The organism is Aporhodopirellula rubra (assembly GCF_014192335.1).
In the GTDB taxonomy this organism is placed as follows: domain Bacteria; phylum Planctomycetota; class Planctomycetia; order Pirellulales; family Pirellulaceae; genus Rhodopirellula; species Rhodopirellula rubra.
Genome location: NZ_JACHXU010000006.1, coordinates 277,013 through 302,549 on the forward strand (window position 1 = coordinate 277,013; position 25,537 = coordinate 302,549).

19 protein-coding genes are annotated in these 25,537 nt (G+C 56.4%); 9 read left to right on the plus strand and 10 right to left on the minus strand.

The window, feature by feature from the left end; genetic code table 11:
- Positions 1-21 precede the first annotated feature (21 nt).
- The 4 genes from FHS27_RS10700 to FHS27_RS10715 form a co-directional block, all read right to left on the minus strand.
- A complete protein-coding gene (locus FHS27_RS10700; protein WP_184304941.1) occupies positions 22-744 on the minus strand; it encodes an N-acyl amino acid synthase FeeM domain-containing protein in 723 nt (240 codons plus the stop codon).
- Between the two features lie 772 nt (positions 745-1,516).
- Entirely contained in the window at positions 1,517-2,581 is a 1,065-nt protein-coding gene (locus tag FHS27_RS10705) for a potassium channel family protein (RefSeq protein WP_184304942.1), read from the minus strand.
- 294 nt (positions 2,582-2,875) lie between these two features.
- Positions 2,876-3,598: a 1-(5-phosphoribosyl)-5-[(5-phosphoribosylamino)methylideneamino]imidazole-4-carboxamide isomerase gene (gene hisA / locus FHS27_RS10710; protein WP_184304943.1), complete on the minus strand. Its 723-nt coding sequence runs from the start codon at positions 3,596-3,598 to the stop codon at positions 2,876-2,878.
- A gap of 149 nt (positions 3,599-3,747) precedes the next feature.
- On the minus strand, positions 3,748-5,655 hold the full coding sequence (locus FHS27_RS10715) for a sulfatase family protein (RefSeq protein WP_221225008.1): 1,908 nt from the start codon (positions 5,653-5,655) through the stop codon (positions 3,748-3,750).
- 409 nt (positions 5,656-6,064) lie between these two features.
- Here FHS27_RS10715 and FHS27_RS10720 point away from each other — a divergent pair, with 409 nt between their 5' ends.
- Positions 6,065-6,715 (plus strand): signal peptidase II, encoded by a 651-nt coding sequence (locus FHS27_RS10720; RefSeq protein ID WP_184305037.1) that lies wholly within the window; start codon positions 6,065-6,067, stop codon positions 6,713-6,715.
- Between the two features lie 73 nt (positions 6,716-6,788).
- The gene (locus FHS27_RS10725) at positions 6,789-9,170 is read left to right on the plus strand and encodes an efflux RND transporter permease subunit (protein WP_184305038.1); all 2,382 of its coding nucleotides are present in this window, start codon (positions 6,789-6,791) and stop codon (positions 9,168-9,170) included.
- Between the two features lie 49 nt (positions 9,171-9,219).
- On the opposite strand, the gene FHS27_RS10730 is transcribed toward FHS27_RS10725, so the two are convergent.
- Positions 9,220-10,035: a sugar phosphate isomerase/epimerase family protein gene (locus FHS27_RS10730; RefSeq protein WP_009104283.1), complete on the minus strand. Its 816-nt coding sequence runs from the start codon at positions 10,033-10,035 to the stop codon at positions 9,220-9,222.
- Between the two features lie 435 nt (positions 10,036-10,470).
- Here FHS27_RS10730 and FHS27_RS10735 point away from each other — a divergent pair, with 435 nt between their 5' ends.
- Both FHS27_RS10735 and FHS27_RS10740 read left to right on the plus strand, forming a co-directional pair.
- Positions 10,471-10,983: an SET domain-containing protein gene (locus FHS27_RS10735; RefSeq protein ID WP_184304945.1), complete on the plus strand. Its 513-nt coding sequence runs from the start codon at positions 10,471-10,473 to the stop codon at positions 10,981-10,983.
- Positions 10,984-11,068: 85 nt separating this feature from the next.
- A complete protein-coding gene (locus tag FHS27_RS10740) occupies positions 11,069-12,250 on the plus strand; it encodes a cysteine desulfurase family protein (protein ID WP_184304946.1) in 1,182 nt (393 codons plus the stop codon).
- Between the two features lie 119 nt (positions 12,251-12,369).
- On the opposite strand, the gene queF is transcribed toward FHS27_RS10740, so the two are convergent.
- Positions 12,370-12,744: a preQ(1) synthase gene (gene queF, locus FHS27_RS10745; RefSeq protein WP_009104291.1), complete on the minus strand. Its 375-nt coding sequence runs from the start codon at positions 12,742-12,744 to the stop codon at positions 12,370-12,372.
- Positions 12,745-12,751: 7 nt separating this feature from the next.
- On the opposite strand from queF, the gene FHS27_RS10750 reads away from it, so the two are divergent.
- From FHS27_RS10750 to FHS27_RS10765, 4 genes are all read left to right on the plus strand, one after another.
- Complete coding sequence (locus FHS27_RS10750; protein WP_184304947.1) at positions 12,752-13,633, plus strand: 7-carboxy-7-deazaguanine synthase QueE; 882 nt, start codon at positions 12,752-12,754, stop codon at positions 13,631-13,633.
- Positions 13,630-14,349: a DUF2752 domain-containing protein gene (locus FHS27_RS10755; RefSeq protein WP_184304948.1), complete on the plus strand. Its 720-nt coding sequence runs from the start codon at positions 13,630-13,632 to the stop codon at positions 14,347-14,349. The genes FHS27_RS10750 and FHS27_RS10755 overlap by 4 nt, the downstream gene beginning before the upstream one ends.
- 188 nt (positions 14,350-14,537) lie before the next feature.
- A complete protein-coding gene (locus tag FHS27_RS10760) occupies positions 14,538-15,833 on the plus strand; it encodes an aminotransferase class I/II-fold pyridoxal phosphate-dependent enzyme (protein WP_009098231.1) in 1,296 nt (431 codons plus the stop codon).
- A gap of 160 nt (positions 15,834-15,993) precedes the next feature.
- Positions 15,994-16,545, plus strand: a complete 552-nt coding sequence (locus tag FHS27_RS10765; RefSeq protein ID WP_184304949.1) for a DUF2760 domain-containing protein — start codon at positions 15,994-15,996, stop codon at positions 16,543-16,545.
- 82 nt (positions 16,546-16,627) lie between these two features.
- On the opposite strand, the gene FHS27_RS10770 is transcribed toward FHS27_RS10765, so the two are convergent.
- On the minus strand, positions 16,628-16,825 hold the full coding sequence (locus FHS27_RS10770; protein ID WP_184304950.1) for a hypothetical protein: 198 nt from the start codon (positions 16,823-16,825) through the stop codon (positions 16,628-16,630).
- A 161-nt stretch (positions 16,826-16,986) separates the two neighbouring features.
- Between FHS27_RS10770 and FHS27_RS10775 the strand changes: the two genes are divergently transcribed.
- Positions 16,987-18,612, plus strand: coding sequence for a serine/threonine-protein kinase (locus FHS27_RS10775; RefSeq protein WP_184304951.1), 1,626 nt, complete (start codon positions 16,987-16,989; stop codon positions 18,610-18,612).
- A gap of 14 nt (positions 18,613-18,626) precedes the next feature.
- On the opposite strand, the gene FHS27_RS10780 is transcribed toward FHS27_RS10775, so the two are convergent.
- The 3 genes from FHS27_RS10780 to ettA form a co-directional block, all read right to left on the minus strand.
- Positions 18,627-22,997 carry a hypothetical protein gene (locus tag FHS27_RS10780; protein ID WP_184304952.1) on the minus strand — a complete coding sequence of 1,457 codons (4,371 nt, stop codon included), beginning with the start codon at positions 22,995-22,997 and terminating at the stop codon, positions 18,627-18,629.
- Between the two features lie 82 nt (positions 22,998-23,079).
- Entirely contained in the window at positions 23,080-23,484 is a 405-nt protein-coding gene (locus FHS27_RS10785; RefSeq protein ID WP_184304953.1) for a hypothetical protein, read from the minus strand.
- A 139-nt stretch (positions 23,485-23,623) separates the two neighbouring features.
- Positions 23,624-25,303: an energy-dependent translational throttle protein EttA gene (ettA, locus tag FHS27_RS10790; protein ID WP_184304954.1), complete on the minus strand. Its 1,680-nt coding sequence runs from the start codon at positions 25,301-25,303 to the stop codon at positions 23,624-23,626.
- Between the last annotated feature and the right edge of the window lie 234 nt (positions 25,304-25,537).

A 25,537-nucleotide genomic window follows, 5' to 3' on the forward strand; every position in this document is an offset into this window, starting at 1 on the left:
AATTTTTCCAATGATAGACCGTCACTGAATGCCTCCATGTGATCGCGGCGTTTCAACAGCCTCAACCGAAAACGCTTGTTCGCGATTCGATCCTAAACGATCGTTCTCCTCGGAATCACATTGCTGCAACACGATGTCCAACCAAAGAGGGTCACACAGATTTTCAAATTGATCTGTGAAGAAGGAACGACGTGTCGGGTCAGCCGACATCATCAATGCGACGCTTTGCGTCCCTAAAACCGGGTGCACAAAATCTGAACCTGCGATTAAGTGGAATCCCATACGTCGATAAAACGGCACGAGATTCTGTTCCGCGTTGATTAAAACCAACCTCGATCCCAACGTGAGTTGATCCTGCCAGACGGCTCGGACCATCGCACGCAAGGTCCTCATTGATGAACACCGACTGCGTTGAATTCGGAACTTGCACGTGGAGTAGATTTCGTCATGAAACACCCGCATCACATCGGGTGGATAGGCATGTGCACAATCGATCTCGCCATCGGACAGCCGCGTCGCGGTCATCGTTCCGACAGGTTGATCGTCAACGAACAAACCGTAGTGGTAGCTGTAGCGGTCAAAGTCAAACGCCGCCTGCTCGCCTTCGACTCCGAACCGGACCGAACAGATTTGTTCGTACAATCGATTTTCGGTTCCGAAGTCTCGCTGAATTGACAATCCGTCTTCGGGATCATCCAAGAGCAAACGAAATGACGGTGACGCGACTTGGGATCCGTTCCGCATGTTGATCACATGGTGGTATCACCTTCCGTTCGCAATCGTTCCAGAGCAGACGGTTGATTCGGATCAACGTCGTGAGGCTATCGACACGGAAGGATGATCGATCGCCGCTCACCCTTTGCAGGAAGTGACACGGCGAGACACGGCCGAGACAGATCGATGTCCCGGCCATATCGCTGTCGTCGAACCGAACGCGGCCGCCCATCAAGTGCGTCCGAACCAATCCTCAGCCGCACCGCGCCCGCCACACGGGACGCCACCGCCGGGCCTCACCCCCCCTCGCATGGGCGGACAGAAAAACCGACAATCTTTTGCTCACGTCAACCAAACGTCTCTTGTCCCTTTTGAGAAGAGTTGCGGTTTTTATGGGTTGCCCGCATAGCTGCATTCGATCGGTTTGCTAGAATGAAGACGCTGTTTCAGGGGTCAGACTTCGGTCTGGATCGGGAAATGCCCCTCTCGATCCCCCCTGGGACAGCCTTCTGCGCAGGGTCTTTTGGGCAAGTCGCCGGTTTACCGCACTCGAACCGGCCAACGTGGAAAATGATGCCTTTTCGATCCTGGTCCATCGGGCGTTAAAGCCCCCAAATACGACCCCGGCAACATCCACCAGTAGACAAAGTCACCGAGATTGCGCAGCTCGGCGTCATCGGCGCCCTGCTTGCTGACGCACCGGCAACCCAGACTGTTTTTCGGCACCTGGCCGCTCAGTCGAGAGCGTAGGATTGCCCTCGGGGTGCCTCGTAAAGATGAGGGGGTAAGTTCACATTGCCTGCTAGGACAACGTTGCCCCTCGGTAAGTAATCTGCTGTCGCTTCAATGTGTGTGCGGAGCAGAGTTCCGCGAGATCGTCGCGATGCCCGACGACGATCACCTTGTCTCCGGCGGCCAAGGTGCGTGATCCCGATGGATTCATATCCACGGTGCCATCGACTGAACGAACCGCGACGATCAGGAACCCCCGATTACCGCGTACTTCGATGTCTTGCAGGTTCTTGCCAACGAGCACCGAAGTCCTGCCGATTTGCAGTTCGTCCATCTGCAAACCGATCATCGACAACTCATCCTTGAGTTGGTGAGTGGCGTCATCCGATTTCAAAAGACTTTCCGCAGACGGATGAACAAGTAACTGAGTCGCTCGTTTCGCACCGATGGCGGCCGCCATCACCACATGGTCGGCCCCACATCGTCGCAGACGTTTTTCAGCCGATTGCGATTCCCCTCGCGAGACAACCTCGACGCTGCGATTCAGGTCCCGAACGGTAACACAAATGAATGCGTTGAGGGCATCATCGGGCAGCATGGTCGCGAGCGATTTCGCGTGCTCGATACCGGCCTCCCTGAGTGTTTCCTCTTCGGTCGCGTTGCCGATCATCGCGAGCATACCGGCATCATGCGCTTCGGTAACACGGGCCTCGTTTTCGTCAATCACCAAGAACGGATGCCCGCGTTCTTTCAACTCGTTGGCGACGATTGATCCCATCCGACCGTAACCACAGAGGATGGTATGGTCTCGCAACTTCGCAATGCCCTGACTCACTTTTCGACTCCGGAAAGCGCTGTGTAATTCACCGTCAATCAAGAACTGCATGAAGCCGCCGACGGTATAGATGGCAGCACCATATCCAAACACGATTACAAGGATCGTCAAAACACGAAGAGACGTCGTCTCAACGGGATGAACCTCACCATATCCGACGCCAAAGATCGTGATCACGACCATGTAGAATGCGTCACCGACAGTCCATCCTTCGCGGACGTAACCGAACGACGCTACCACGCAGATCGATACAAAAACGATCAACCCGGCGAGAATGCGGCGAAAGGGTGAAGGCGGCATCGTCGAGACTTTGTTGTCGACTATCGAACGTGGATCTCAGACACTCTCGAGAATTGACATCTCTCGAGTCCTGCCTCCGGTTTTCAGGGTGGGAGGGATCCCCATTTGACGGCAACACCATGAGCGCTGCCGAATGCGATTCGTCCGCCTATCGCCTTATCTAAAATGGCCCATTTTGCCCCCACGTGCTAGCGGAGGACCGATTACTCCATCACGACCGAGAAAAATGGCGCCCACGTGCGGCCAACACGGCGGGCAGAGCGAATCCCACAGTCACCGGTCGCGGTCTGCATCTTACTCAGCAATCGCGAGCACGCGAGTCAAATCCATAACACCGTCGTACAGCGAACGTCCAATGATCGCGGCTGGCATCTTCATTGCAACGAGTTTTTCAACGTCTTCATACGTGGTCACTCCCCCGCTCGCGACGAGTGGGATGTCGGTCGCAGCGGCCATCTCGGCGAGCCCTTCAAAATTGGGCCCCTGCATCATGCCATCACGGGCGATGTCGGTGTAGATAATTGCGGCGATGTTGGCCGTTTTCTCGCGTAGCGTTTTAGCCAACTCAATCGCGGTGACTTCGCTCGTTTCGAGCCAACCCTGCGTTGCGACGAGCCCGTCGCGGGCATCGATCCCGGCGGCCAATTTGCCCGGATACGTGTCACACATTGCGGTAAACCACTCGGGATCTTTCAACGCCCGAGAACCGACGATTAATCGCGAAACGCCCGCGTCGATCAGCGCGACGATCGTTTCCTCATCACGAACTCCGCCACCCATTTGACACGGCAACCCGGTCGCCTCCACGATCCGCCGAACCGCCGCACGGTTGGCTTCGGGGTCATCGCCACGAGCGGCATCGAGATCGACCAAGTGCAGTCGATCGGCACCCGCGTCTTGCCACCGACGAGCGAAGTCAACGGGATCATCCCCGAAGGTGGTCTGTTGGTCATAATCGCCCTGGCGAAGCCGCACGGGTTTGCCATGACGTAGATCGATCGCGGGCCAAATTTCCATCCGTCGGTTCCGTTAAGAAGTGGGTTCTTGCAAAAACGCATCATTGCCAGACGCGTTGCTTGCGAGGAACCATGATCCAAAGCGGATGAAATTTCAAGTCACACAAAAAATCTCACCCGCCTAACCGAGCGAAATTCACCGCAGTAGGGCTATCGTGGCGGATTCGCGAAGTGATTGAGTCGGCGTTTGATTTCCCCCTTGGGATCAATCGGAAAGTTGAACTCCAACGCGTCCGCATCGATCGGGAAATCACTGTCCCCGTTGGCATGAAAGTACGCGGCGATATTCAGGATCTGCAGCGTCTCGACTTCGTCCTGGCTGCGTTTCACACAACGGTTCAGGACTTCGCGTGGATCGACTTTGCCAAGGATCGCGAGAAACTCGACCGCACGTGCGGCGACGAGCGGTTCGGAGTCGAGTGTTTGACGCGACGCCAACTTCAGCAGTGAGTCATCCAAGGTCGCTGACGTTCGCGCGGCCGGATCGCTGGCCACCTTGGCACTGGCGGCGCAGAACGCCCAGTACCTCACCCACGGATCGCCCGAGTTCATTGCCGCGATCAATGGCGACGTCGCTTGATCCCACGGCAGCAACGCGATGTTGGCGGTGTCGATGTACTTCGCAATTTTTTGCGAATTCTCGACACCGAACTGAACCGGGTTGTCGCGTCCTTCTCGCAAGAAAACCGCCTCGGGATAAAATCCTAAATCGTTCGTCGACTTCAAATGATCGAGCAGGCGTTTACGCATCTCCATCAACCGACTGCCGTGTTCACCCGACAACGCGAGATTCTCGACTTCATCAGGATCCTTCGACAAATCGAACAACGCCTCAACCGGACGAGGTCGAAAGAACGCGAGTTGTTCAGGCGTGAGATTCGATTCCGCCGCCATCTTTCTCCACTGCTGATACGCCAACATGTTGTAGCGATACTCATTTTCCAAACTGTTGGGATATTGAGCTTCGAAGTAGCGGATGTACTTCCAATCCCCAACGCGGACCGCTCGCACGAGGTCATACTTTTCGTCCATCCGGTCGGAATAGCTGAACGTCGTATCGCGAGTATCCACCACGACCGAACTAACGCCCTCACCGAGGAAAGCGGTTCCATCGATTGATTCGGGCGGTTCGACGCCGGCGAGATTGAGTACGGTCGGCGCGAAGTCAATGAACGACACGAACCCGTTCGTGCGTGACCCCAGTTCTCGATCCGTGAGATCGCGATAATTTTCAGGAACACGAACGACCAACGGAACGTGCAAACCGCTCTCGAAAACGTAGCCTTTCGATCGCGGCAACACACCGCCATGGTCACCGAAGTAAAACACGAACGTGTTCTCGAGTTGTCCAGCCGCCTTCAAATCAGCGAGTGTCTGTTCGACCTTCGAGTCGATAATCGAAATCCGATCGCGGTAATAGGCCGCCGTGAACCGCGTCAGTTTCGTATCGGGCAGGTATGGTGGGACATGAACATCCTCTTGAGAAAACGATGTCGGGTTTTCGGTTGCGGCCTCGTTAAAATGCAATTGCCCCTCGTGAGATTGCCCATGGGTCTCAACGTGGAAGAACGGAGTACTCGGTTCGGGACGATTTTTCCAAGAGGCCTTCTTGCTCGACTCATCCCACGGTTCTTCGCCGATCAAGGCGTTGTAGTCAGTTTTGCTGTTGTTGGTCGTGTAATAACCGACATCACGAAGGTAAACGGGAAACATTTCCACGCCTTCGGGCAACGGCACAAACTGGCTGCGGCGGTGATACTGCGTTCCAATCCGCGGTCCATAGCATCCGGTAATCAGTGTCGATCGAGCAGTCGAACAAACCGGCGCGTTTGAGAACGCTCGATCGAACGTGACACCGTGTTTGGCCATCGATTCGATCGCGGGTGTTGCCACACCGTTAATATCGAAGTGCTTGAGGTAGTGCTTGGAGTTATCCTCCGACATGATCCAAACGATGTTGGGACGTGGAGGCTCTGCCTTGGCAGGCATCTCGAAAGCGATCGCCGTCAGAAACAACACGGCCAAAGAAAACTGAACCGACGAGACCGAGGTCAACATCACGAAACACTGTTTGACAAACAATTCGTCACCGCAAAAAAATGGAAGGTTTGGGGGGCCGTTCGGACGACGCCAGTTGCCCTGGAAAACAGGACTGACAACACACCGTGCTTGTCCCTGAACATGCACGGGTGCGTGTGATGGGGAGGCGGCAATGCCACTCTGGTTCGTGAGGTGCAACTGGCTCGACAGTCTACGACGAAGCCGAGGCTGCGAAAACGGCGACCGGGCGATTTTGTGAGCGAAACGGAGCGATTTGATCTTTTCAAAATGACTCTATGGAATGGCACGCGGATATCACCGATTGCAGGTGGGCTTGCGTAAATTCTTCCAAACTGAAACTTTAGGCAACGGCGAACGCGGTCGGTCGCCGGTCAGCCAGTTCTCGCTCGACAATTCTGCTACCCCTATGTCATCGAATTCGCCCCCAACGCAGAGTGACGCCGGTTCGTTATCCAGCGGCCCACTCGAGCACGGCCATTCCGCGGTCGGTCTATCACGCTACGTGCTTTTCGGCTGTCTCGCCGTTTTCGGCGCGGCGATTGACCTGTGGTCAAAATCGGCCGTCTTCGCGTGGCGAGGGCTACCCGGCGAAAGTGACATTTACTGGGTCATCGACGGCTATTTTGGGATCGAAACGGCTGTCAACATCGGTGCGGTTTTCGGAATCGGCGCTGGCAAAGGCCTCGTATTCGCCGCGATATCTGTCGTCGCGTTAGTCGCCATCCTGGTCTGGCTGTTTCGATTCCGTGCTGCCGAGTCGGCATGGCTGACCTTTGCACTCGGATGCATCACCGGCGGCATCATCGGAAACCTCTACGATCGATTGGGAATGTGGTGGCAACCAAACTATCCCGAGGCGTGGAGCAGCGGTGTGCGAGATTGGATTCTGTGGCAGGCATCCGAACAATGGAAATGGCCGAACTTTAACATTGCCGACTCATTGTTAGTGACCGGTGCCATCATGCTGTTCGTGCAGTCAATCTTCTTTCCTCCTGCGGCCATGCTCCCCGCTCCCGATGAGAAAACATCGCAAAAAGGAAACAGCGACGAAGATTAACACGCCTTCTCCGCCATCGAAGACGAGCCTATCCCCGCTCGCACAAACGGTCGATCGTTTCGCAGAACGACTCATGCGAACGCGTGTGTTGTGGATGCTTATCGGCTGTCTCAGCTTTCTGCCGCTGGCCTACTACCAGTCGGGCCTGACGATGAACCGCTCGCTCGCGGCAATGTTTTCCGACGATGACGAAACTCTACTGGACTACCAACATCTGCAATCCACGTTTGGTGGAAATCTCGTGGTGATGTTGGTCTATGACGACGACCAACTGATGACCGCCGATGGCCTCCATCGAAACCGCGGGTGGACAGAAAAAGTCGAGAGCATTGACGGTGTAGAGGGTGTGTTATCGGTCGCAAAACTAGTCGACGCGTTTAAGTATCTGCGTCCGGATTTCTCGTTCTCACTGTCGGCCGCGTCATCCGAAAACCCGATCGCCCTGTTTCGACAGGACGACGAAATTGCAGAACAGTTTCGCGGACTCTTTTCCGGATACACGCACAGCATCGACGAAAAGACCGCGGCGATTGTCGTGATGCTCAAACCTGTCGACGAAAACGGATCGAGTCACATCAGCGAAACCGTGTCTCGACTGCGTCTTTTGGCGTCAGAATTCCCCGCTTCGTCTCACGCAATGTTGGTGGGTGAACCGGTACTGCTCGAAGACGCGTTCGATTTGATTTTGGCGGATGGTCAGCGATTGGCAGTGGGCACGATCAGCCTGTTGTGTTTGGTGATTCTGATCACACTCAGAGACCTCCGCGTGGTGGTTTTATCGGCTGCATGCATCGTTTGGTCCACCGTCGCGACACGCTCAATCATGGTCGCCTGTGGTGTCGAACTTTCACTCGTGTCGGCAATCTTGTTGGCGTTGGTGGCTGTGGTCGTGGTCGCCGCGATCATGCACATCGCTGTCCGATGTCACCAAGCCGGCGTCACGTTGGTCGGCACAATCGCGTCGTTAGCGATCCCCATTGCCTGCACATGCTTAACCGACACGGCAGGTTTCGCGTCTCTCATGGTTTCGGAAGTGCGACCGGTGATCGAGTTCGGATTCATGACCGCAACGGCCGCGTGCTGTGTGCTCGTTTCGTTGACCCTGTTTTCGCCTATGGTGATGAGTTTACCGGAACGCTTTTTAAGATTCGCGCCGGCCTCACGAAGCCAGCACAACCTACCGTCTCGCGTCCTGCGACGAACGGCTGCGTTCAGTGTTCAGCATCACGTCGTGCTCGGATTCGCATCGATCCTCGGGCTGGTCGCAACGTGCGGCTATGTCATGCGACTCGAAACGAACTCGAGCTTCCTGGATAACTTCCGAAGCGACAGCCCCATTGTCGAATCTTACTCGCGAGTGGAAGAACGTCTGGGAGGCGCCGGCGTTTGGGATGTGATCCTACCGGCACCGACGACGATTACCCCGGAATACTTCATACGTGTTCGTGAACTCGAAACGCAACTTCGGGAGATCGAAATCAAAGTGACCAATGCGACCGATCCATCTGGCGATCCTCTCCCCGCAAAAACAGTACGCCTGAGCAAGGTACTCAGTCTTGCCGACGCCGACGAAGTTGCTCGCCAAGTGACGGTGCTTTCGTTTGTGACTCCGGACGTCCGTTTGGCCGGCATGCGAGCGGCAATTCCGACGTTTGCCGAAGCCTTGCTGACGTTCCCCAACATCCCCGAAAACGGCCCCCCGTCGTCATCAACATCCGGACGAACGTCTCTCGATGAGACCGCCACTACGACGCGAAGTCTGCGGATCATGCTCCGCAGCGACGAGTCCCTGTCCGGCCGAGCCAAGGCGGCGTTGATGAGCCGGGTACGGCGCGTGGTGCAGCTATGGTCTGCCGGTGTGATCGAAAATCACCCTACGCAACAAACGCATCCATCCGAGAAGATCGTCACCGGTTACTCGGTACTCATGTCACGATTGGTCGCGAGTTTGATCCGTGACCAATGGAAAGCTTTGGCTGTTGCTCTGGTTGTCGTCGGACTGTTGATTTGGATTGCTAGCGGTCAATGGACACTGATGATCGCGGCGCTCATCGTCAACACGCTACCAATCCTAGTCGTGTTGTCGTTGATGGGGCTATTCGGTGGACAATTGGATTTGGGATCGGCAACGATCGGAGCGGTATCGATCGGACTGTCCATCGACGGATCGATTCATTTCTTGAGCGGTTACCAACGTCGATTGATCGGCGCGTCATCGTCATCGGAGGCGGCGATTAATTCCGCCGCGGACCTCGGTGCTCCGATCCTGCTAGCGAGTGCCGCACTAGTGATCGGCTTTGCCGTGTTGGTCACCAGTCCGTTCATACCAACGGCGACGTTCGGATTGCTGGTGGCGGCGACACTCGCGTTGTCCGCAGTCGCCAACCTTACGCTTCTGCCCGCATTGGTGGTGTGGATGGATCGGTCGAAACCGGGAAACACCGAGACCACTTAGAGCACGTTCCGGAGAACACGTCCCGGAGAACACGCGGACGCGCAGGTTTCTAGTGAACCTTCGATCCGGTTAGTTGATCGAGATAGCGTCGCGTGTGGTCGAGCACCATTTCATATTCGAGCGGCTCGACATCTTCGCCGATCACTTCGGCTTCGATCGGCCCTTGATAGCCGTGATCGAGTAGCGTGTGAACGATTGCTTCGATGGGCACGCAACCTTCACCGAGCAAACAGCGATTCATTTCACCGAGCGGACTGTGTCGACCGTCACCGAGTTGTAGCAGATGCACGTGCTCACTGACGTGCGGCAGCCATCGCAACACGTCGTCGTCCATCCCGACATGATAGGTATCCAATACCAATCCAAGGTTGGGACTGCCGACCATCTCGATGATCTGCATCGTCGATTCGAGATCGTTGACGAACGACCATTCATTGCCACACCCGGGGTGGAACGGTTCGAGTGCGATCTGCACACCGAACTCTTCGGCAAAAACTGAAATCTTAGCGAGAGCCTCGCATAGAGTTCGCCGCGCGTGCCGTCGAATATGGTTGTTACGTCCTCCGGCCAAAACGACGAGAGTATCCGCACGCAGGTTGGCGGCGTCGGTCACCGCCGACATCGCATCACGAATCGCGTCGACGAATCCTCGACCGTCGCTGCCAGTGAAACCACCCGCCCAACTGAGCGAGGTCACTGCGAGATTCATTTCGTCTAACAACTCGATGCAGCGTTCGATCCCGAAGTCATCGAGTTTGGGACGAAACAACCCAATACCAGCAAACCCGTGGGCCGCATACGCCTGAGCATCTTCTTCCAGGTCCCACCGAAACGTCGACAACTGATTGACCGCGAGGGTGTTCATTATCAATTCGGATCACTTGGAATGAAGCAATAACAACGACGCAGTCGCGACAAAAAAAGCCGCTCCATGTCGAGCGGCAATCGCGATGCACTGAGATGTTTGGGAGTATGCCGAGAAGTTCGTTGCATGTAAAGATTTGTTTTCAAAGTCGTCAATTCCACAAATCCGGAAATTGTTGCGTTGACGCTTGGCAATCGTTTAGTGAAACTAGCGAATCCGCCGTCGGAACCGGCTTGGCGACTCGAACGCACCCCACACGTATCGAACGCGTCGCCCACAGCCATCCCTTTTGTCCTCGAAAAGTTTCGTTCACAAGGGGGCTTTGGTCCGGAAAGGTCCAATCGCAATGCCCACGTGGTATGGAAAGGTACCCATGGCACTAACCGCACCTGGCATGCGTTTCGCAATCGCCGCTTCTCCCTTCGATACTTCTGCATGATCACCTTGGACAAACAACGCCGAAAAAAATTACAAGCCGTCGTCGACAAGGATTACTCCTATCGCTCGTACTACGACGATGACGTGGAAGTTCGTGCGACGGGCAAGTGCGGATACGGTGTATTTGCCGCCCGCCAATTCCTGCCCGGCGAACTGGTGATGGAAGTCACCGGTCAACTGATCAGCAAAAAAGGCTACGAGGGCAGCGAGTACGTGATGGACCTGGATACCAAATGGTATCTCGAACCGAGCACGCCGGGGGCCTTCATGAACCATTCCTGCAGTCCAAACTGCGAATTAATTCAACTGACCAAAACTTCGCTCGGTGTTGTCGCGATTTGCAACATCGAAGCCGACACTCAGTTGACATTTGACTACGCATGGGAAGCGTTCGACTGGAACCCGCGCTGCCAATGCGGCGCAAGGAATTGCCGCGGATGGGTGGTAGCCGAAGACGAGGTCAAAAAAATGAAGCGGCTGGCCAAGAACCGAAAAAAGAAGCCTCGTTGAGGTCCAACCGGCTGGAACAAAGACGCGGCGGAGTTAACCTGGGGGCTCTAGGATCTAAATTCCGATTCCGCATTGCAAATCGCCCGTGTCGCTGATCTACCTCGACTTCAACCGAACGACTCCCGTGGCCCCTTCGGTCGTGGAGTCGATGCAGGCCTTCTGGTCCACGCACTTCATGCTGCCTTCGCAGTCACATGTGCATGCATCGGCCGTCGGTGAAGCGGTCGAAAACGCTCGCGAGGGCGTCTCCATGTTGCTCGGATGCGACCCGTTTGAGGTCGTCTTCACCAGCGGCGGGACCGAGGCGAACAACCTCGGCGTGCTCGGCGCCGCGATGCTGTGCCACGCCGGAGGCGAACCCCATGAACTGGTTCCGTCGTACCCGTGTAACCGCGACGTGCCGCCGCCCCATGCGTTGATTTCCGAGATCGAAGACGAAGCCGTCATGGCGGCCGCAAAACACCTGCGACTTCTCGGGTGGAAAGTCGATTTCGTTCCATGCAACTCAGCCGGCGTGGTTTCGGCAGACGACTTCGAGTCGCGGTTCGAACTGACCACGCGGCTGGCATGTTTGCAATTGGCCAACCCAGTCCTCGGCACGATTCAACCCGTTCGAGAACTCGCCGATCGTTGCCATAATCAAGGAATCCGCCTTCACTGCGACGCAACCGCCGCGGTGGGACGGCTGCCCGTCGATGTCAATCAATTGCGAGTCGACACGCTGTCATTGACCGCCCATAAATTCTACGGCCCCAAAGGCAGCGGGGCCCTCTTCGTTCGACGTGGCCTGGATCTGCACCCTATTTCCTACGGCGAATCACGCGAAATGGGACTCCGAGCGGGCAGCGAAAACGTGCCCGGAATCGTTGGCCTCGGTGCCGCTGCATCCCTGACGGCTCGATGCGTCGACGAGGCCCAAGCCACCCTGCAGGAACTCTGCCATCGTCTCGTGCAGGGTCTGCGTTCCACCCTCGACGGCGAAATCACGGTGCTGTCAGAGAATTCCGAGAGGTTGCCTAACACAGTCACCGTCGAAATGGGATGCGAAGCCCGACGGATTCAAAAGGCAGCCCGTCAGCTCGTCGTTGCCGGGGCATTATCCGAGAGCCCACCGGACGAATTCACCCGGGTACTCCGCGCCATCGGCCGAACGGACAAACAAATCGGGCGAACCCTGCGATTCTCGGTCGGTTGGACCACCAGCCGCGAACAAATTGACCGGGCAATCGACTTAATCGCAGAAGCCTGCGAATGTGCCTCACCCTGACACAGGGCAAAACACCTTCTCGTTCAGCGTTGCCTGTGGAGGTAGTAAGTCGACGCGACGATCAGATCACGCACAAACGCCGCAAAAACAACGTCCCGGAGGAGACTCCGCCGGCAAACTTACTTCGCCGGTTGATCGGGATACTCGACGATGATGTTGCTGTTGAGCCCGCCTCGGGGCGTCCAGCGGCTCTCGACTTTGAGGCGGCGAGGCTGGACGACGGCCACAAAGTCGTCCAGAATTCGGTTCGTAACAGCCTCATAAAAGATGCCTTCGTTACGAAATCGCTGCAGATACATCTTCAAACTCTTCAGCTCCACGCAGACTTCGTCGGGCACGTACGTAAAAACGATCGTGCCATAGTCGGGCTGGCCAGTTTTTGGGCAAACCGACGTAAATTCAGGGCAGTGATGCTCGATCGTGAAGTTACGCTGACGGGCCGGGTTGTCGAAGACTTCGAGAATGTCTCGAAACTCAGAGGGGTTGGAATTCACTAGATTGATGGTCAAACGGTTCGAAATATTGAAAGAACGAGAACAGGGAGTGCCCGCGTTGTTGTACCCGGACGCAACGTCGCGAAAAGGGGACTCGGCACCGAGCGACGCATCCCTGGTCGCCTCGAACACTCGTCTGCGGATCGCTGAAACCTTTACCAGCCGTCAAGGTGAAGGCCAATTGACCGGCGTTCCCAGCTTCTTCATCCGCACGAGCGGCTGCAATTTGCGGTGCTGGTTCTGCGACACCCCATACGCGTCGTGGAAACCAGAAGGAAAACAATTCACGATCGATTCGTTGCTCAACGACGCACAAAACGCGTCAATGCCGATGGCGGACGACCGTGCAACCGACGAGGACTCCTCCCGTGGCACCGACACCTCTATTCGTGTCCAACACGTCGTCCTGACCGGTGGCGAACCTCTCATCGCGGCGGGTTTTCCTGAACTGGCCACAACGCTGCAGAACGCCGGCTTCCACGTGACGGTGGAAACCGCCGGCACTGTCGATGTTGATTTCCCCTGCGATCTACTGTCACTGAGTCCAAAACTCCGTGGCAGCACGCCCGACGCCGCCGAACACCCGACATGGTCTCAAACCCACGAAGAACGTCGGATGCCGGTCACAACAATGAGGCAACTCATCTCGCGATCGTCTAACATCCAAGTCAAATTTGTCGTCGATTCTCCCGACGAGTTTGACGAAATCCTCGGCGTGGTCGCAGACCTAGAAGTCGCCGCCTCGGACGTGTGGATCATGCCCCAAGGCGTCACCGTCGCACAACTCGACGCCGCCGCTACTTGGCTCGCACCGTGGGCCAGCGAACACGGGTTTGAGTACTGCGACCGGATGCAAATTCGCTGGTACGGCAACCGGCGGGGAACATGAACTCCTGGAACACGCCTCGCGATGAATTCGATTCGCCCAATGCGATCCACGCTGAGCGGCGCAAATACGAGCCAGACTCACGTGAGCAGGCCCGGGAAGAACCAGCCACAGAGGAGCCGATCCTCGTCGAACCGGCCTGCAATAACCTGGGCTGCAACGACCCGGGCTGCAATGCCCCGGCAACCGCACCGCCCGTCCTCGTTCATCCCATCGAGCACGAAACCACACCGGCTGCTCCTGAAGGCACGATGGCAGCGGCCGCGATTGTCCTTGAGAATACGAGTCTCGGTGATCAAAACCGTGTTTCTCGCAGCCCGCTGAGCTTACGTGTCACGGCTGCCTTGGTCGTCCTGGGCATTCTCACGCCGCTGGGAATCGCACGAACGCTTTCGCCATCCACGCAGGGTCTCGGGACGCACCAGCAACTCGGACTCCCCCCGTGTTCGATGCGGGTGCTTTTCGACATGCGTTGCCCGGCATGTGGCATGACGACGTCATGGAGCTATTGGACACGAGGCCAGTGGTGGTCCAGCCTCCGAACCAATTCCGGTGGGGCCTGTCTAGCGTTTCTAGTGGTGGCGGTCGCCCTGATTGCGAGTCGCGTGGTCTGGACGGGCCGAATGCCTGAGTACGCAACGACTTACCGAATCGGATGGGCGATCGTGGCGATCGGCGTCGTGACGGTCGTTGATTGGATCGTACGATTGAGCCTGTAGATCGGCTCCGTGCCGCTATTTTCGAGCCAAATGACGTGGTTTTGGGCGAACTCGCTAAAAAATAGAGACGTTACCCCCTACACCGAACCGGCCGACCCGTGTGACAATACCCGTGATCGGGTCCGCATCGAGTACATTTGCGGCCCCGGCTTTCCCCTTTTAGACCTCACGTCCCAGCTCAGCCTGCTATGAGTGACACCTTCGATCCAGACCTGCCGAACATCGATGCTCCGGCAATCGGTTCTCCGACAACCGACCCGGTCCCCCATCCGTTTGAGGTGAAATTTGCCTCGCGGGTCGATCGTTTGCCACCGTACATGTTTGGCCGGATCAACAATTCGCTCTACCAAAAACGACGCGCCGGCGACGACGTGATCGACCTCGGGATGGGCAACCCGTCCGATCCGCCGGATCCCGTTGTGATCCAAAAACTTCACGACGCATCCGCGGACGTGACCAATCACGGGTACAGCAAATCCAACGGAATCACGAACCTCCGTCGCGAAGTGGCCAGCAAGTACTATCGCAAGTACGGCGTTCGGCTCGACCCCGAGTCCGAAATCATCTCGTGCCTGGGCAGCAAAGAGGGGTTCTCCCACATGTGCTTGGCCCTGATGGGACCGGGCGACACCGCGATCATTCCATCGCCATACTTCCCCGTGCACATGTACGGCGTCATTTTGGCATCGGGCAACGTGGTGGCTCTCGATGTCGCCGATCCGGACAAATTCCTCAGCAACGTGGCCTACACGTGCGAAAACCTGACGCCGTCGCCGAAAGTGCTGATCGTCAATTACCCCCACAACCCATCGTCGGCTGTGATCGAACCAGACTTCTTCGTCGAAGTCGTGCGTTTGGCGAAAAAGTATGGGCTGCTGGTCATTCACGATTTCGCTTATGCCGACGTCGCCTTTGACGGATACGTGCCACCGAGCTTCTTGGCTGCTCCCGGCGCAAAAGACGTCGGTGTCGAATTCACGACCATGAGCAAAGGCTACAACATGGCCGGATGGCGTGTTGGCTTTTGTGCGGGCAACTCAGAAATGGTACGCGGCCTCGGAACCATCAAAGGCTACTACGACTACGGAATGTTTCAGGCGATCCAAATCGCCGCGATCGTGGCATTGCGGGACACCGAAGCCAACGTGCTCCAGCAATCAGAGATCTATCAAGGTCGACGCGATGTGCTCGTCAACGGATTGCGACGACTCGGATGGAAAGTCACTCCTCCGAAGGCCGGCATGTTTGTTTGGGCCGAAGTCCCCGAACCGTGGCGCAGCCAGATGAGCACCATGGACTTCGCGATGAAACTGCTCGAAGAAGGCAACGTTGCCGTCAGTCCCGGCAGTGGATTCGGGGCTGCCGGCGAAGGATACCTGCGAATGTCGCTCGTCGAAAACGAACACCGTTTACGGCAGGCCGTCCGACACATCGGCAAATGCCTGTCCTCGTCGAAACCGACCTCCGAACCGATCGGTACCTGACCCGTTCGACAGGCAGCACTGCTGGACACGGCCGATTGGTCCCATTCCAATCGGCCGTTATTCATACGGACACCTCAAAACTCCTCGCGAGTTTGATCTCCCCGTCATCGACCAAAGTCTTCGATGACCTCGACAACTTTCATCAACTACAGGGAACGCAATGCGTTTGGGTTTAGCACTGCGAGCATTCTGGAAAGCACTTTTTGATCAAGCGGCCGCCGAACGGATGGCCAAAGCCCTTGATTCGAGTGAACAGCCACGACTCGAAGAACCGTTGCCGAGCGAATCAACGAAGAAGACACAACCGATTCGCAAACTCGCTCCAACGCAGAACCCCGCAATCACCCTGCTGGCAACACTGCAGCGTGACGCGAGATTGGTGGACCTCATCCACGAAGACCTCGATCAGTATCAAGACGCGCAAGTCGGCGCCGCCGCACGGCCCTGTTTGAAACAATGCCGTCAATCGCTCGATCGAATTCTCAAGATTGAAAAACTTGTCGACGCCAAAGAGAACGAGAACATCACGGTCCCCGCAGGAGCATCGGCGGCACGCTATCGCTGGATCGGTGAATCCTCCTCGGGCAGCGATGAGGCAACAGCGAAATTAGTCCATCCAGGCTGGCAAGCGGTTTCAATCGAACTGCCACAATGGAGCGGCAAAGAAGACGATGCAAAAGTCATCGCTCCTGCCCAAGTCAGCGCATCCTAAGGACGCCAGCGCATCGCATGATTGTCGCATAAACGGTCGAGGCGGTATTGAATCGCAGCTGACGCGGTTCGCCTCGAACAACTCAAACGCGCACGTCGATGTGACCGCTGGAAATCTGCTTCTGAACGTCAACTACTTCGCGAATCATCTGATTGATCGCGTCACCTGTGTCCTGCTGAACATCGAGTTGCTTGCCCAGCAACGCCATGTCAATCTTCGTTTGCGTTGCATCCTGACGCGCTTGCAGAACCTGTTGGACGGGAGCTGAGATTGCACTCATAATGTCTGCCTCGTGGAGTAACCGCGCACCGAATCATGTCGTCCGGCTATCGCAACTCTTGCTCCTTCTTCGCCATCGAGCAGAATCTTCCGTGATACTTTGCTAATCATCCAGACGAGTTTTCCTCTCGAACGTGCGAAAGTAGTGGTTGTAACGATTCTATGAGCAACGTCCCCGACCGAGACGAACTCGATGAAATTTGCAACCGATTCGAGTCGGCCCATCGCTCCGGTGAACAACCCGCGATCGAAGCGTACTTGCAACAGGCGATCTCCTCCGATCCCAAAAAACTGCTTACCGAATTGCTGCAGATCGATCTTTGGTGGAAACAGAAATCCACCTTCCTACCCGATCCGGAGCATTACCGGACACGCTTCCCCGAGCACCCTGACGCGATCGACGCAGCGTATCGCGAATTGGCCGTCAAAACATTGCCACCCGATTCCGACATGACTCGGTGCGATCAAAACTACGCTGACCACGAATCAACAGACCGCTCTCCGATCCCAAAATCACTCAGAAAGATCGGACGATTTGAGTTCAACGAACAAATCGGAAGTGGCGGTTTCGGTGTCGTTTGGCGAGCCTACGATACCCAACTCCGCCGCATGGTCGCATTGAAGATTCCTCACGCTAAGCATTTCAAAGGATCGGCCCGTGAGCGTTTCACTCGTGAATCGCAGGCTGCCGCGAGACTGAGCCACGACGGGATCGTTTCGGTCTACGACATCTGTTTGGTCGAAGGAAACCTTCCCGTCATCGTCTCGCAGTTCATTGACGGCCCGAGTCTCGCGGACGTGAAAAAGAAGCAGCGAGTTTTCGCGGGAATCGAGGCCGCCGCAGTTTGCGCCGACTTGGCGGATGCACTCAGCCACGCGCACGGCAAAGGTATCGTCCACCGCGATCTCAAGCCAGGTAATATCCTGACGGACTCCGACGGAAAGGCCTACATCACCGACTTCGGCCTCGCAAAAGACATGCAAAACGAGGTCGACGTCACGTCCGAAGGCGACGTCCTCGGCACGGCCGCCTACATGGCTCCCGAACAGGCCGCCGGGCTCGGCCGTGAAGCCGATTCACGATGCGACATTTATTCGCTCGGTGTGATCCTCTATGAGATGGTGACCGGCGAACGCCCGTTTCGTGGAACCGTTCAAATGCTGCTGTTGCAGGTGATGAACGACGCTCCTCCGCCACCGCAACGACTCAATGATTCGGTCGACCGAGACCTGCAAACCATCATTTTGAAGTGCATGGAGAAACAACCCGATTACCGATACCAAACCGCCGCGGAACTTCGCGACGATTTGCTGCGATTCATCAACTACGAACCGATCATGGCACGACCGCCCACGCCGATCGAACGTTTCATCAAATGGTACCCATCGCACGCAACAGAGATGCTAGGAACGTACTTCGTCATCACACCCATGACATGGATTTTCTTCATCGCCGGAGGAGCCTTCGACGCACAATCTGCCGATAGCAACCAATTGTCATCCACGATCTTTCTACCATGGGCGATTCTTTGGATCGGCATCGGATGCATGATCTTGAAGAAAGGCCTATGGTTTGAAATCGCAAACGTCCCGCTGCTAATCGCATTTGTCAGTCTGCCATTTTGGATACGCGACGATGCGCAGGCGATTTCGCTGATCGGACTGATCAGCTTCTTCGGTCTGCTGTTGCAGTTCGGTGCGTTCTGGGCACGGCACGTTCGCCGAAACAACGCAGCAGCGGGTAACTTCACATCACGATTGAGCTCGAGTGAAACCGGCTCGTCGTAACCGATATCCGCCGATCACTTCGATTTGCGTTTCATATGAGGCAAACGCCGGCCTTGCGTCGATGCCGTCGCCAATTGCGTCCGGAGCTCATCGAGCGTGAGCGGGCTCACCGGGATCGTGATCAGATCTTGCAAATCGATTTCGCTCGCAAGATTTCGCTTACCGATCTTTTCGATCTCTTTGTCGAGAGCGCTGAGCCACGGTGGCAGATCCAAACCAACACCGACCGGATTGCGCGACAACTGATTGGCTTCATGTTCGAGCATCTCGAACGCGGCACTATGATCGCGATTAGCCTCCGCATCCGCCATGGCCGGGGCAATGAACGCACGCATGCGATCGATCGTCATTGGCTGGACAAACCGCTCTTCCAACCGATCGGCAACGGTAGGCATCCGCATCGAGTAACGTTTCTGCAGATCACGCAAACGCTTCACGTACAACTCCGCCTCCGCGGCGATCCGTTCGTTCAAACTATGACGCCACGCTAACGCCGCTTCGTCGAGCCCCATCCGAACGAGCACCTGATGCGTCCACATGATCGGCTTCAGATTCCACGCCACGCGTTCATAGCGTGCACGCAATCGCAAGAAATCGAGGAACGTGTAAATCATTTCCCCGCGATCACTCTGCGTCGTTGTGCTGTTGTAGTCCTGATACTCGGCGTGATGATCCATCAAGGATTCGAATACCAACGTGACACAGTGCGCCGCTTCGGAAATTTCGATGCGTCCCTCCGTGATCGCTCTCATCAATTCGGTGTCATCGAGAAGATCATCACCGTCTTCGAGCGCCCGACCGAGCCAATTTTCAACACCCTGGTGCAAGACCGCACGGATGTTACTGAGCTGTAAAAACCCCTGTGTGAAAAGCGGATCACCAAACATTTTGATGAAGCCCACCATTCGCTTCCACTTCGCACCGTCACTCACCGATTCGAGCGGAGACAAACGAAGCGTCTGGCTGTGGGCGAGCCAACTGCCCAACATCACCTCGGTCAACTTTTCCAACAACGGAATGAGCGTCTGTGAAATCAAATGCTGATCCGTGGCCGTGAGCTGCCGACCATCGATTTCGGCCCCCAAGGATGCCTCATTGTCCTGCCACGCCTTCGGTGACGACAGGTTAGGGGGCTCCATTTCGGACGTCGGCGTTTCCGGCGAAGGCGATTCGGGTTCGCCGGTCGCCTTGTGCGACGTGCTGTGCAGCACTGACTCGGAAAACGATCCGACGAGCGATCGGTAACCGGCACGATACAAGCCATCGAATTCCGTAACGGCACCCGCACCGATCGGGTTTCGCTGTTCCATCTGCCGTGCGGTCTCGATCAATCGGCATGTCTCCGTGATCAACCCGCGCCGTGGCATCCAGTGCAAAAGATGCCGCAACACCCGCTCGCGAAGACGGGCCACATAGATCTTTACCGGATCGCCGCCGCGAGATAACGGAATGTACAAAAGGTTGCGTTGGATAATCGAATCAACGAACCCTGGGAAAGTTGCCCGGGCACGCTTGGAATCACCAGCGATCAGTGCCGCAAACAACTCAATCGCACCGGCGTCGTCTTCCAAGAACTCTTCGCCGAGGTCCGCCGAAAGCTCTCCCTGCAAGGCACACAACGCACTGCTGATCAGACGGCGAGCGTCTGACATCTCAACCGCCGTTTCGATCACGCGCTCCATCAATCCGTCACGCAGAACGCGTCGACGGTCGTAGGTTCGCATCGACTCGTTATCAGTACCGGCAGGTTTGATTTTGTATGCCCGGACGTCACTGAGCAGTTTCAGCAATCCGATCCGGTTTTCGACTGCGCGTCGCGCCCACGCCTGCAACGACTCGATCTGCTGCTCACGATGATCTCGCAGCATCCCTTCCGCAACAGCGTCCGTTGATACCGGGTCCGCACCGGATTCGTCTTTCTGAAGTTGCTGATGCGTGATGGCGACGTCCGCACCGACCGCCCACATCCGGGCCAAAGCCTGCAGAAAATCAAGACGATTGCCGAGACGCTTTACTTCCGATTCGAGTTCATCGACGCTTTCGGAATCGCCCGACGTGTCGAAGATCGCACCTTCGTTTCCGTCGTCCGTCGTGTCGCGGTAGATCATGCCTTCGTAAGCGGCGTCAAAGAGACCTTCGTCTCCGTCGTCTTCATCGCCGGGGGCAAATAAATCATCCGTCGCACTGGCGAGTTCCTGCTCCCAATCGTCCGCCGAATGACTGGTCACCGAAGCGTCACCGACCTCGAATTGAGGCGCCGACCAAAACGATTCCGCGTTGGCTTCGAGATAATCAAAGAACTTGTTGACCCGCGGCCATAACTCAGCGGGAACGTCACGCATGTGAGCCCGCAGTTGCAACAACCAACGTTCCGCGAGACGCGGCAATGAACTCGCACCGCTCCGCAACCCGACTCGATCGGCCTGTCCGAGCCAGTGAATCAGTAGCGCCTGAGCGGGAACAAAATCCTTCCGCTCGAGCAACGCCGAGATCACCAACATGTACGCACGAGGTGAATCAAACAGATCTGCGTGAGGCGCCCAAAACGCGATGTCACCGTGACGGGCACCGCCCCGATGCCACAACCGAAGCGCCTGTGCGACGAGCCGTGCCGACTCATACGACTCCCACGGATCGGCCGCTTCGACCGACTCCACAGTATGCGCGGCGAACGTTCGCCACCACTGCGCGACCTCGCGGTATTGAACGTCCATCCGGTCATACGCGGCTTCATCATCTCGCGCGGCCGCTTCACTCCAAACCCGCGCGATATAACCGAACAAACTCTCGATGATGAACAGCAACTCATCCAGCCGCGAATCGTGGATCGTGTTTTCGATCCCCGGATACAAACTGAAGTTGCCGGTGAACCCGAGGATATCCCACGGATCCATCAAACCACCGCATTGGATCGCACGCCGAATCAAATCAAACGTTGCTTCGGGCACCTCGATGGCCGTTTCGAGATTGCCCGATCGTAATGCTCGAAGACCGAGCGTCATGCCGCAATCGATTCGGCACATCAGTCGCGCCGACGCCGCCGATACCACATCCGCCTGCTTCGCCGCAGCGTCCGGATATCCCATCCGAGCGTAGATGCGAGCGAGCTGCACGTGCTGCAATTGCACGGCTCGACTCCGCGCCAATGACGCATTGAGGTGCTGCCGGGCGGCACCAAACGGTTGATGCCGGGTCTGCGATTCCGCCAACAAACGCTCACCATGAGCGCCGCCGATTTGCGAAATCCGCCACCGGTAAAACTCATCACGGTAATTCGCGATCGGCACCATCAACGACCGCAACGTGACGTCGCTGGAATAAGCCCCTGGCCCCCAACCCGACACACCCGAGGCCATCAACATGGTCCCCGCGAGAACCGATGCGGCTTCGTCGAGCAGTTCGTCTTTCGACAGATCGGGAGTTTCCTCGAGTCGCTTCAGCAACGAATCCAACGTCACGCTGCGGAGGATAAACCGGTCGTACCGGCCGTCACTATCGATCGACCGTTCGTCCCAACCGCCAAAGTGATAATTCGGACGACGGTTGACCGGATGATCAAAATCATATGCCCGCGGGTCCAAACACAATTCGCGGATCTGGGCCGGGTCCATCGCGGCCGCACGCAAGATGTCTTCGGGCGCCTCCGTGATCGCAAACAACGCACGTCGAATCAATTCACGGTAGGGCCCCGCGGAGATGCCCGCGTCGTGAATCATCACCGGAATCGGACGGACGAACTCGTGAGGATACGGTTGGCACGCTCGGTTTTCGAGAACGGCGACCGGACGATAACCGACATAGTCATTCAGTTGCGTGATGACGCGGTCCACCAACGCGTTCTCATCTGCAATCGAATCGCTCTCGCCGATGTGCTCAAGGAGAGCCTCCGCACAACGAGCGAGGAAGAACCCGTTGAAAATGACCTCCGGTTCGAGGTGAAACAGGAGGTCGCGGTGAAAGTCCAAATACGCTGGCAACAGCTTCGACCACAACACCCGAATCACCGTCCGTGGGCGAGTGACATCAGCAAACGCAGTCGACTCGGCCGAGAGTTTCTCGGTCGTCTCTTCCAACCAGTGACGGATGATCAGGAACGGAGGCGGCCCCGAGAGCACGTCACCCCCGGATGCTTCGTCATGAACCCGATTCCACGCTTTCAAAACCGCGGGAGCAGCAGGACTCGACGAAAACGTTAAATAGCCGAGTAGACTTTGCAGTGCCTCACGCCCTTCGGGCGACGGTCCCTCGAGAGCGGCACGCCAGGACGCTTCGAAATCACCACCAGACAAGATGCCACGCAGCGGTAGGCTTGACCGCTGAGTCGAGCCCGAGTCCTCACGGCGAGGCGAGTCCTGCGGACGTTCGCGATGAGGATTTGAAGACATGATTTAACTAGCACCCGACATTAAAGTAGCACCCGACCAGCCATTGAGGATGGAACCGAGTCGCTGAGGTTCCGTGATCGCCCTAGCTTCGCTTCTTCTTGACCGTTTTCTTAACGCTCTTCTTTGCCGATTTCTTGGCGGTCTTCTTGACGCTCTTTTTCACCGACTTTTTAGCCGCCTTCTTGGCAGACTTTTTCACTGACTTCTTCACCGAAGGGGCCGCTGCCGATTTCTTGACAGACTTCTTCGACGATTTCTTTGTCGACTTGTTGACAGACTTCTTCGCTGTCACAGCAGCCGATTTCTTCGAAGGTTTCACGGCAGCACGCTTTGAAACCTTTGCCGCCTTAGCGACGCTCTTCTTCGCCGATTTCTTAACCGACTTCTTTGATGTCTTCTTCTTGGGCTTTTGGGTGGCTCCGCCGCCGAAGGCAGCCTCCCATCCGTCGTTGTACTTCTCGTTTGGGCCGACTCGCAGGATCGTCATCGTGTCGATTACCTAGGGTTGAGTGATATGAGTATGGATTCAGAGCGACGCAACAATGGGGACGCGTCGACATGCACCCCCATGTTTTATCGGATTTGAATTATTTAACGAGGGGCGGCAGAGAACCGACCACCACGTCCTAACCGGCGTGGATGCTCTTGTACCGCGACTTCGGAGAATCGTCGTCCACATCCTCACCCATGCGTTCGCGACGATTGCGTTCATAGGTGTCAAAGTTGCCTTCACACCAAACCACTTTGCCGTCACCTTCGAACGCCAAAATGTGGGTCGCCAATCGGTCAAGGAACCAACGGTCGTGCGACGTCACGACAACGCATCCGGCGAAACTCGCGATCGCTTCTTCGAGTGCCCGCAGCGTATCGACGTCGAGGTCGTTGGTCGGTTCGTCGAGCAGCAACACGTTACAACCTTTGCGAAGCAACGATGCCAAGTGAACGCGGTTGCGTTCTCCACCGGACAGAATGCCGACCTTCTTCTCTTGATCGGGGCCTTTGAAGTTAAACCGCGAAACGTACGAGCGGGCATGCATGGGACGCCCCCCCATTTCGATTGTGTCGTGGCCGCCACTGATTTCTTGAAAGATTGTCTTGTTCGGATCGAGCTTGTCACGAGATTGATCGACGTATCCCAAATCGACCGTTTCACCCACCTTGATCGTCCCCGAATCAACTGGTTCCTGGCCCGTCAACATTTTGAACAACGTCGTCTTACCGGCACCATTGGGACCGATGATGCCGACGATTCCACCTGGTGGCAAACGGAACGACATGTCCTTCATCAACGTTTTGTCGCCGAACGCCTTGTTCACTTTCTCGGCTTCAATCACGAGCGAACCGAGGTGTTTGCCCGACGGAATCTGAATTTCCAGTTCGTCTGGGCGATCCTCAAACGTCTCGGCTGACATTTCTTCATACGACTTGATCCGCGCCTTCGACTTCGCCTGACGCGCCTTCGGACTCATGCGAATCCACTCAAGCTCGCGAGCCAAGTTCTTCTCGCGTGCCTTCTGCTGACGCTCCTCAAGAGCCATCCGCTTCGCACGGTTTTCCAACCAAGCGGTGTAGTTACCCTCGAATGGCATTCCCTTGCCGCGATCCACTTCCAAGATCCACTGGGCGACATTGTCCAGGAAGTAACGATCGTGCGTCACCGCCACCACGGTCCCAGGGTACTTGGCCAAATGCTGCTCGAGCCACGAAACGCTCTCCGCATCCAAGTGGTTCGTCGGTTCGTCGAGCAGCAACAAGTCGGGCTGGCGAATCAACAACTGACACAACGCGACGCGACGCTTCTCGCCACCGGACAGGTTGGTGATCTCCGAATCACCGGGCGGCAAATTCATGACGGCCATCGACATTTCGACGAACCGATCAAGTTCCCACAGGTTGTTCGCGTCGATGATGTCCTGAAGAACAGCCATCTCGTCACACAGTTTCGTCATCTCATCGTCATCGGTGACTTCGCCGAGCAAACCGGTGATCTCGTTGAAACGGTCCAACACCTTTTGTCGTTCGGCAACAGCGACCTGGACGTTCTCAAAAACGGTCTTGGTCGGGTCCAGCGGTGGCTCCTGCTCGAGATACCCGACGGTGAATCCCTTACCCAATCGGGCGGTGCCTTCGTATTCGTTATCAACACCTGCCATGATCTTCAACAGAGTCGACTTACCCGCCCCGTTGGGGCCGAGCACACCGATTTTGGCGCCTGGGTAGAACGCAAGATTGACGTTCTCAAGAACCTTCTTCTGACCGTGTTTCTTTGTCAGGTCGGTGATTTGATAGATAAATTGTCCGGCCATAGGAAATATTCAAAGGGCTGAAGGATGGATGGAGGAGAGCGTCTTCGGTCGCAATTTTATGCGAAGATCTCACTCACCTCGATTGCAAATGGGAGTTTGGTTTCAGTTGGATTGGACCGAGATTTCGGCTGACCAAAATTCGCGTCCAGGTTTGTCGTCGGTGGCAAGGCCGCCTGGTTGGTTGTCTCGCTGAGCGTGACGAGAGCGGCAACCGCGGTCGCCGGCGTGGAGTGA

What these genes read in the sequence shown, in the direction of transcription:
- FHS27_RS10775 (WP_184304951.1), top strand. Translation starts at nt 16,987, where the DNA reads ATGAGCAACGTCCCCGACCGAGACGAACTCGATGAAATTTGCAACCGA.
- FHS27_RS10785 (WP_184304953.1), bottom strand. Translation starts at nt 23,484, where the DNA reads ATGACGATCCTGCGAGTCGGCCCAAACGAGAAGTACAACGACGGATGG.
- FHS27_RS10765 (WP_184304949.1), top strand. Translation starts at nt 15,994, where the DNA reads ATGCGTTTGGGTTTAGCACTGCGAGCATTCTGGAAAGCACTTTTTGAT.
- hisA (WP_184304943.1), bottom strand. Translation starts at nt 3,598, where the DNA reads ATGGAAATTTGGCCCGCGATCGATCTACGTCATGGCAAACCCGTGCGG.
- FHS27_RS10730 (WP_009104283.1), bottom strand. Translation starts at nt 10,035, where the DNA reads ATGAACACCCTCGCGGTCAATCAGTTGTCGACGTTTCGGTGGGACCTG.
- ettA (WP_184304954.1), bottom strand. Translation starts at nt 25,303, where the DNA reads ATGGCCGGACAATTTATCTATCAAATCACCGACCTGACAAAGAAACAC.
- FHS27_RS10720 (WP_184305037.1), top strand. Translation starts at nt 6,065, where the DNA reads ATGTCATCGAATTCGCCCCCAACGCAGAGTGACGCCGGTTCGTTATCC.
- FHS27_RS10700 (WP_184304941.1), bottom strand. Translation starts at nt 744, where the DNA reads ATGCGGAACGGATCCCAAGTCGCGTCACCGTCATTTCGTTTGCTCTTG.
- FHS27_RS10750 (WP_184304947.1), top strand. Translation starts at nt 12,752, where the DNA reads ATGGTCAAACGGTTCGAAATATTGAAAGAACGAGAACAGGGAGTGCCC.
- FHS27_RS10735 (WP_184304945.1), top strand. Translation starts at nt 10,471, where the DNA reads ATGATCACCTTGGACAAACAACGCCGAAAAAAATTACAAGCCGTCGTC.
- FHS27_RS10715 (WP_221225008.1), bottom strand. Translation starts at nt 5,655, where the DNA reads ATGTTGACCTCGGTCTCGTCGGTTCAGTTTTCTTTGGCCGTGTTGTTT.
- FHS27_RS10760 (WP_009098231.1), top strand. Translation starts at nt 14,538, where the DNA reads ATGAGTGACACCTTCGATCCAGACCTGCCGAACATCGATGCTCCGGCA.
- FHS27_RS10780 (WP_184304952.1), bottom strand. Translation starts at nt 22,997, where the DNA reads ATGTCTTCAAATCCTCATCGCGAACGTCCGCAGGACTCGCCTCGCCGT.
- FHS27_RS10755 (WP_184304948.1), top strand. Translation starts at nt 13,630, where the DNA reads ATGAACTCCTGGAACACGCCTCGCGATGAATTCGATTCGCCCAATGCG.
- FHS27_RS10705 (WP_184304942.1), bottom strand. Translation starts at nt 2,581, where the DNA reads ATGCCGCCTTCACCCTTTCGCCGCATTCTCGCCGGGTTGATCGTTTTT.
- FHS27_RS10725 (WP_184305038.1), top strand. Translation starts at nt 6,789, where the DNA reads ATGCGAACGCGTGTGTTGTGGATGCTTATCGGCTGTCTCAGCTTTCTG.
- FHS27_RS10770 (WP_184304950.1), bottom strand. Translation starts at nt 16,825, where the DNA reads ATGAGTGCAATCTCAGCTCCCGTCCAACAGGTTCTGCAAGCGCGTCAG.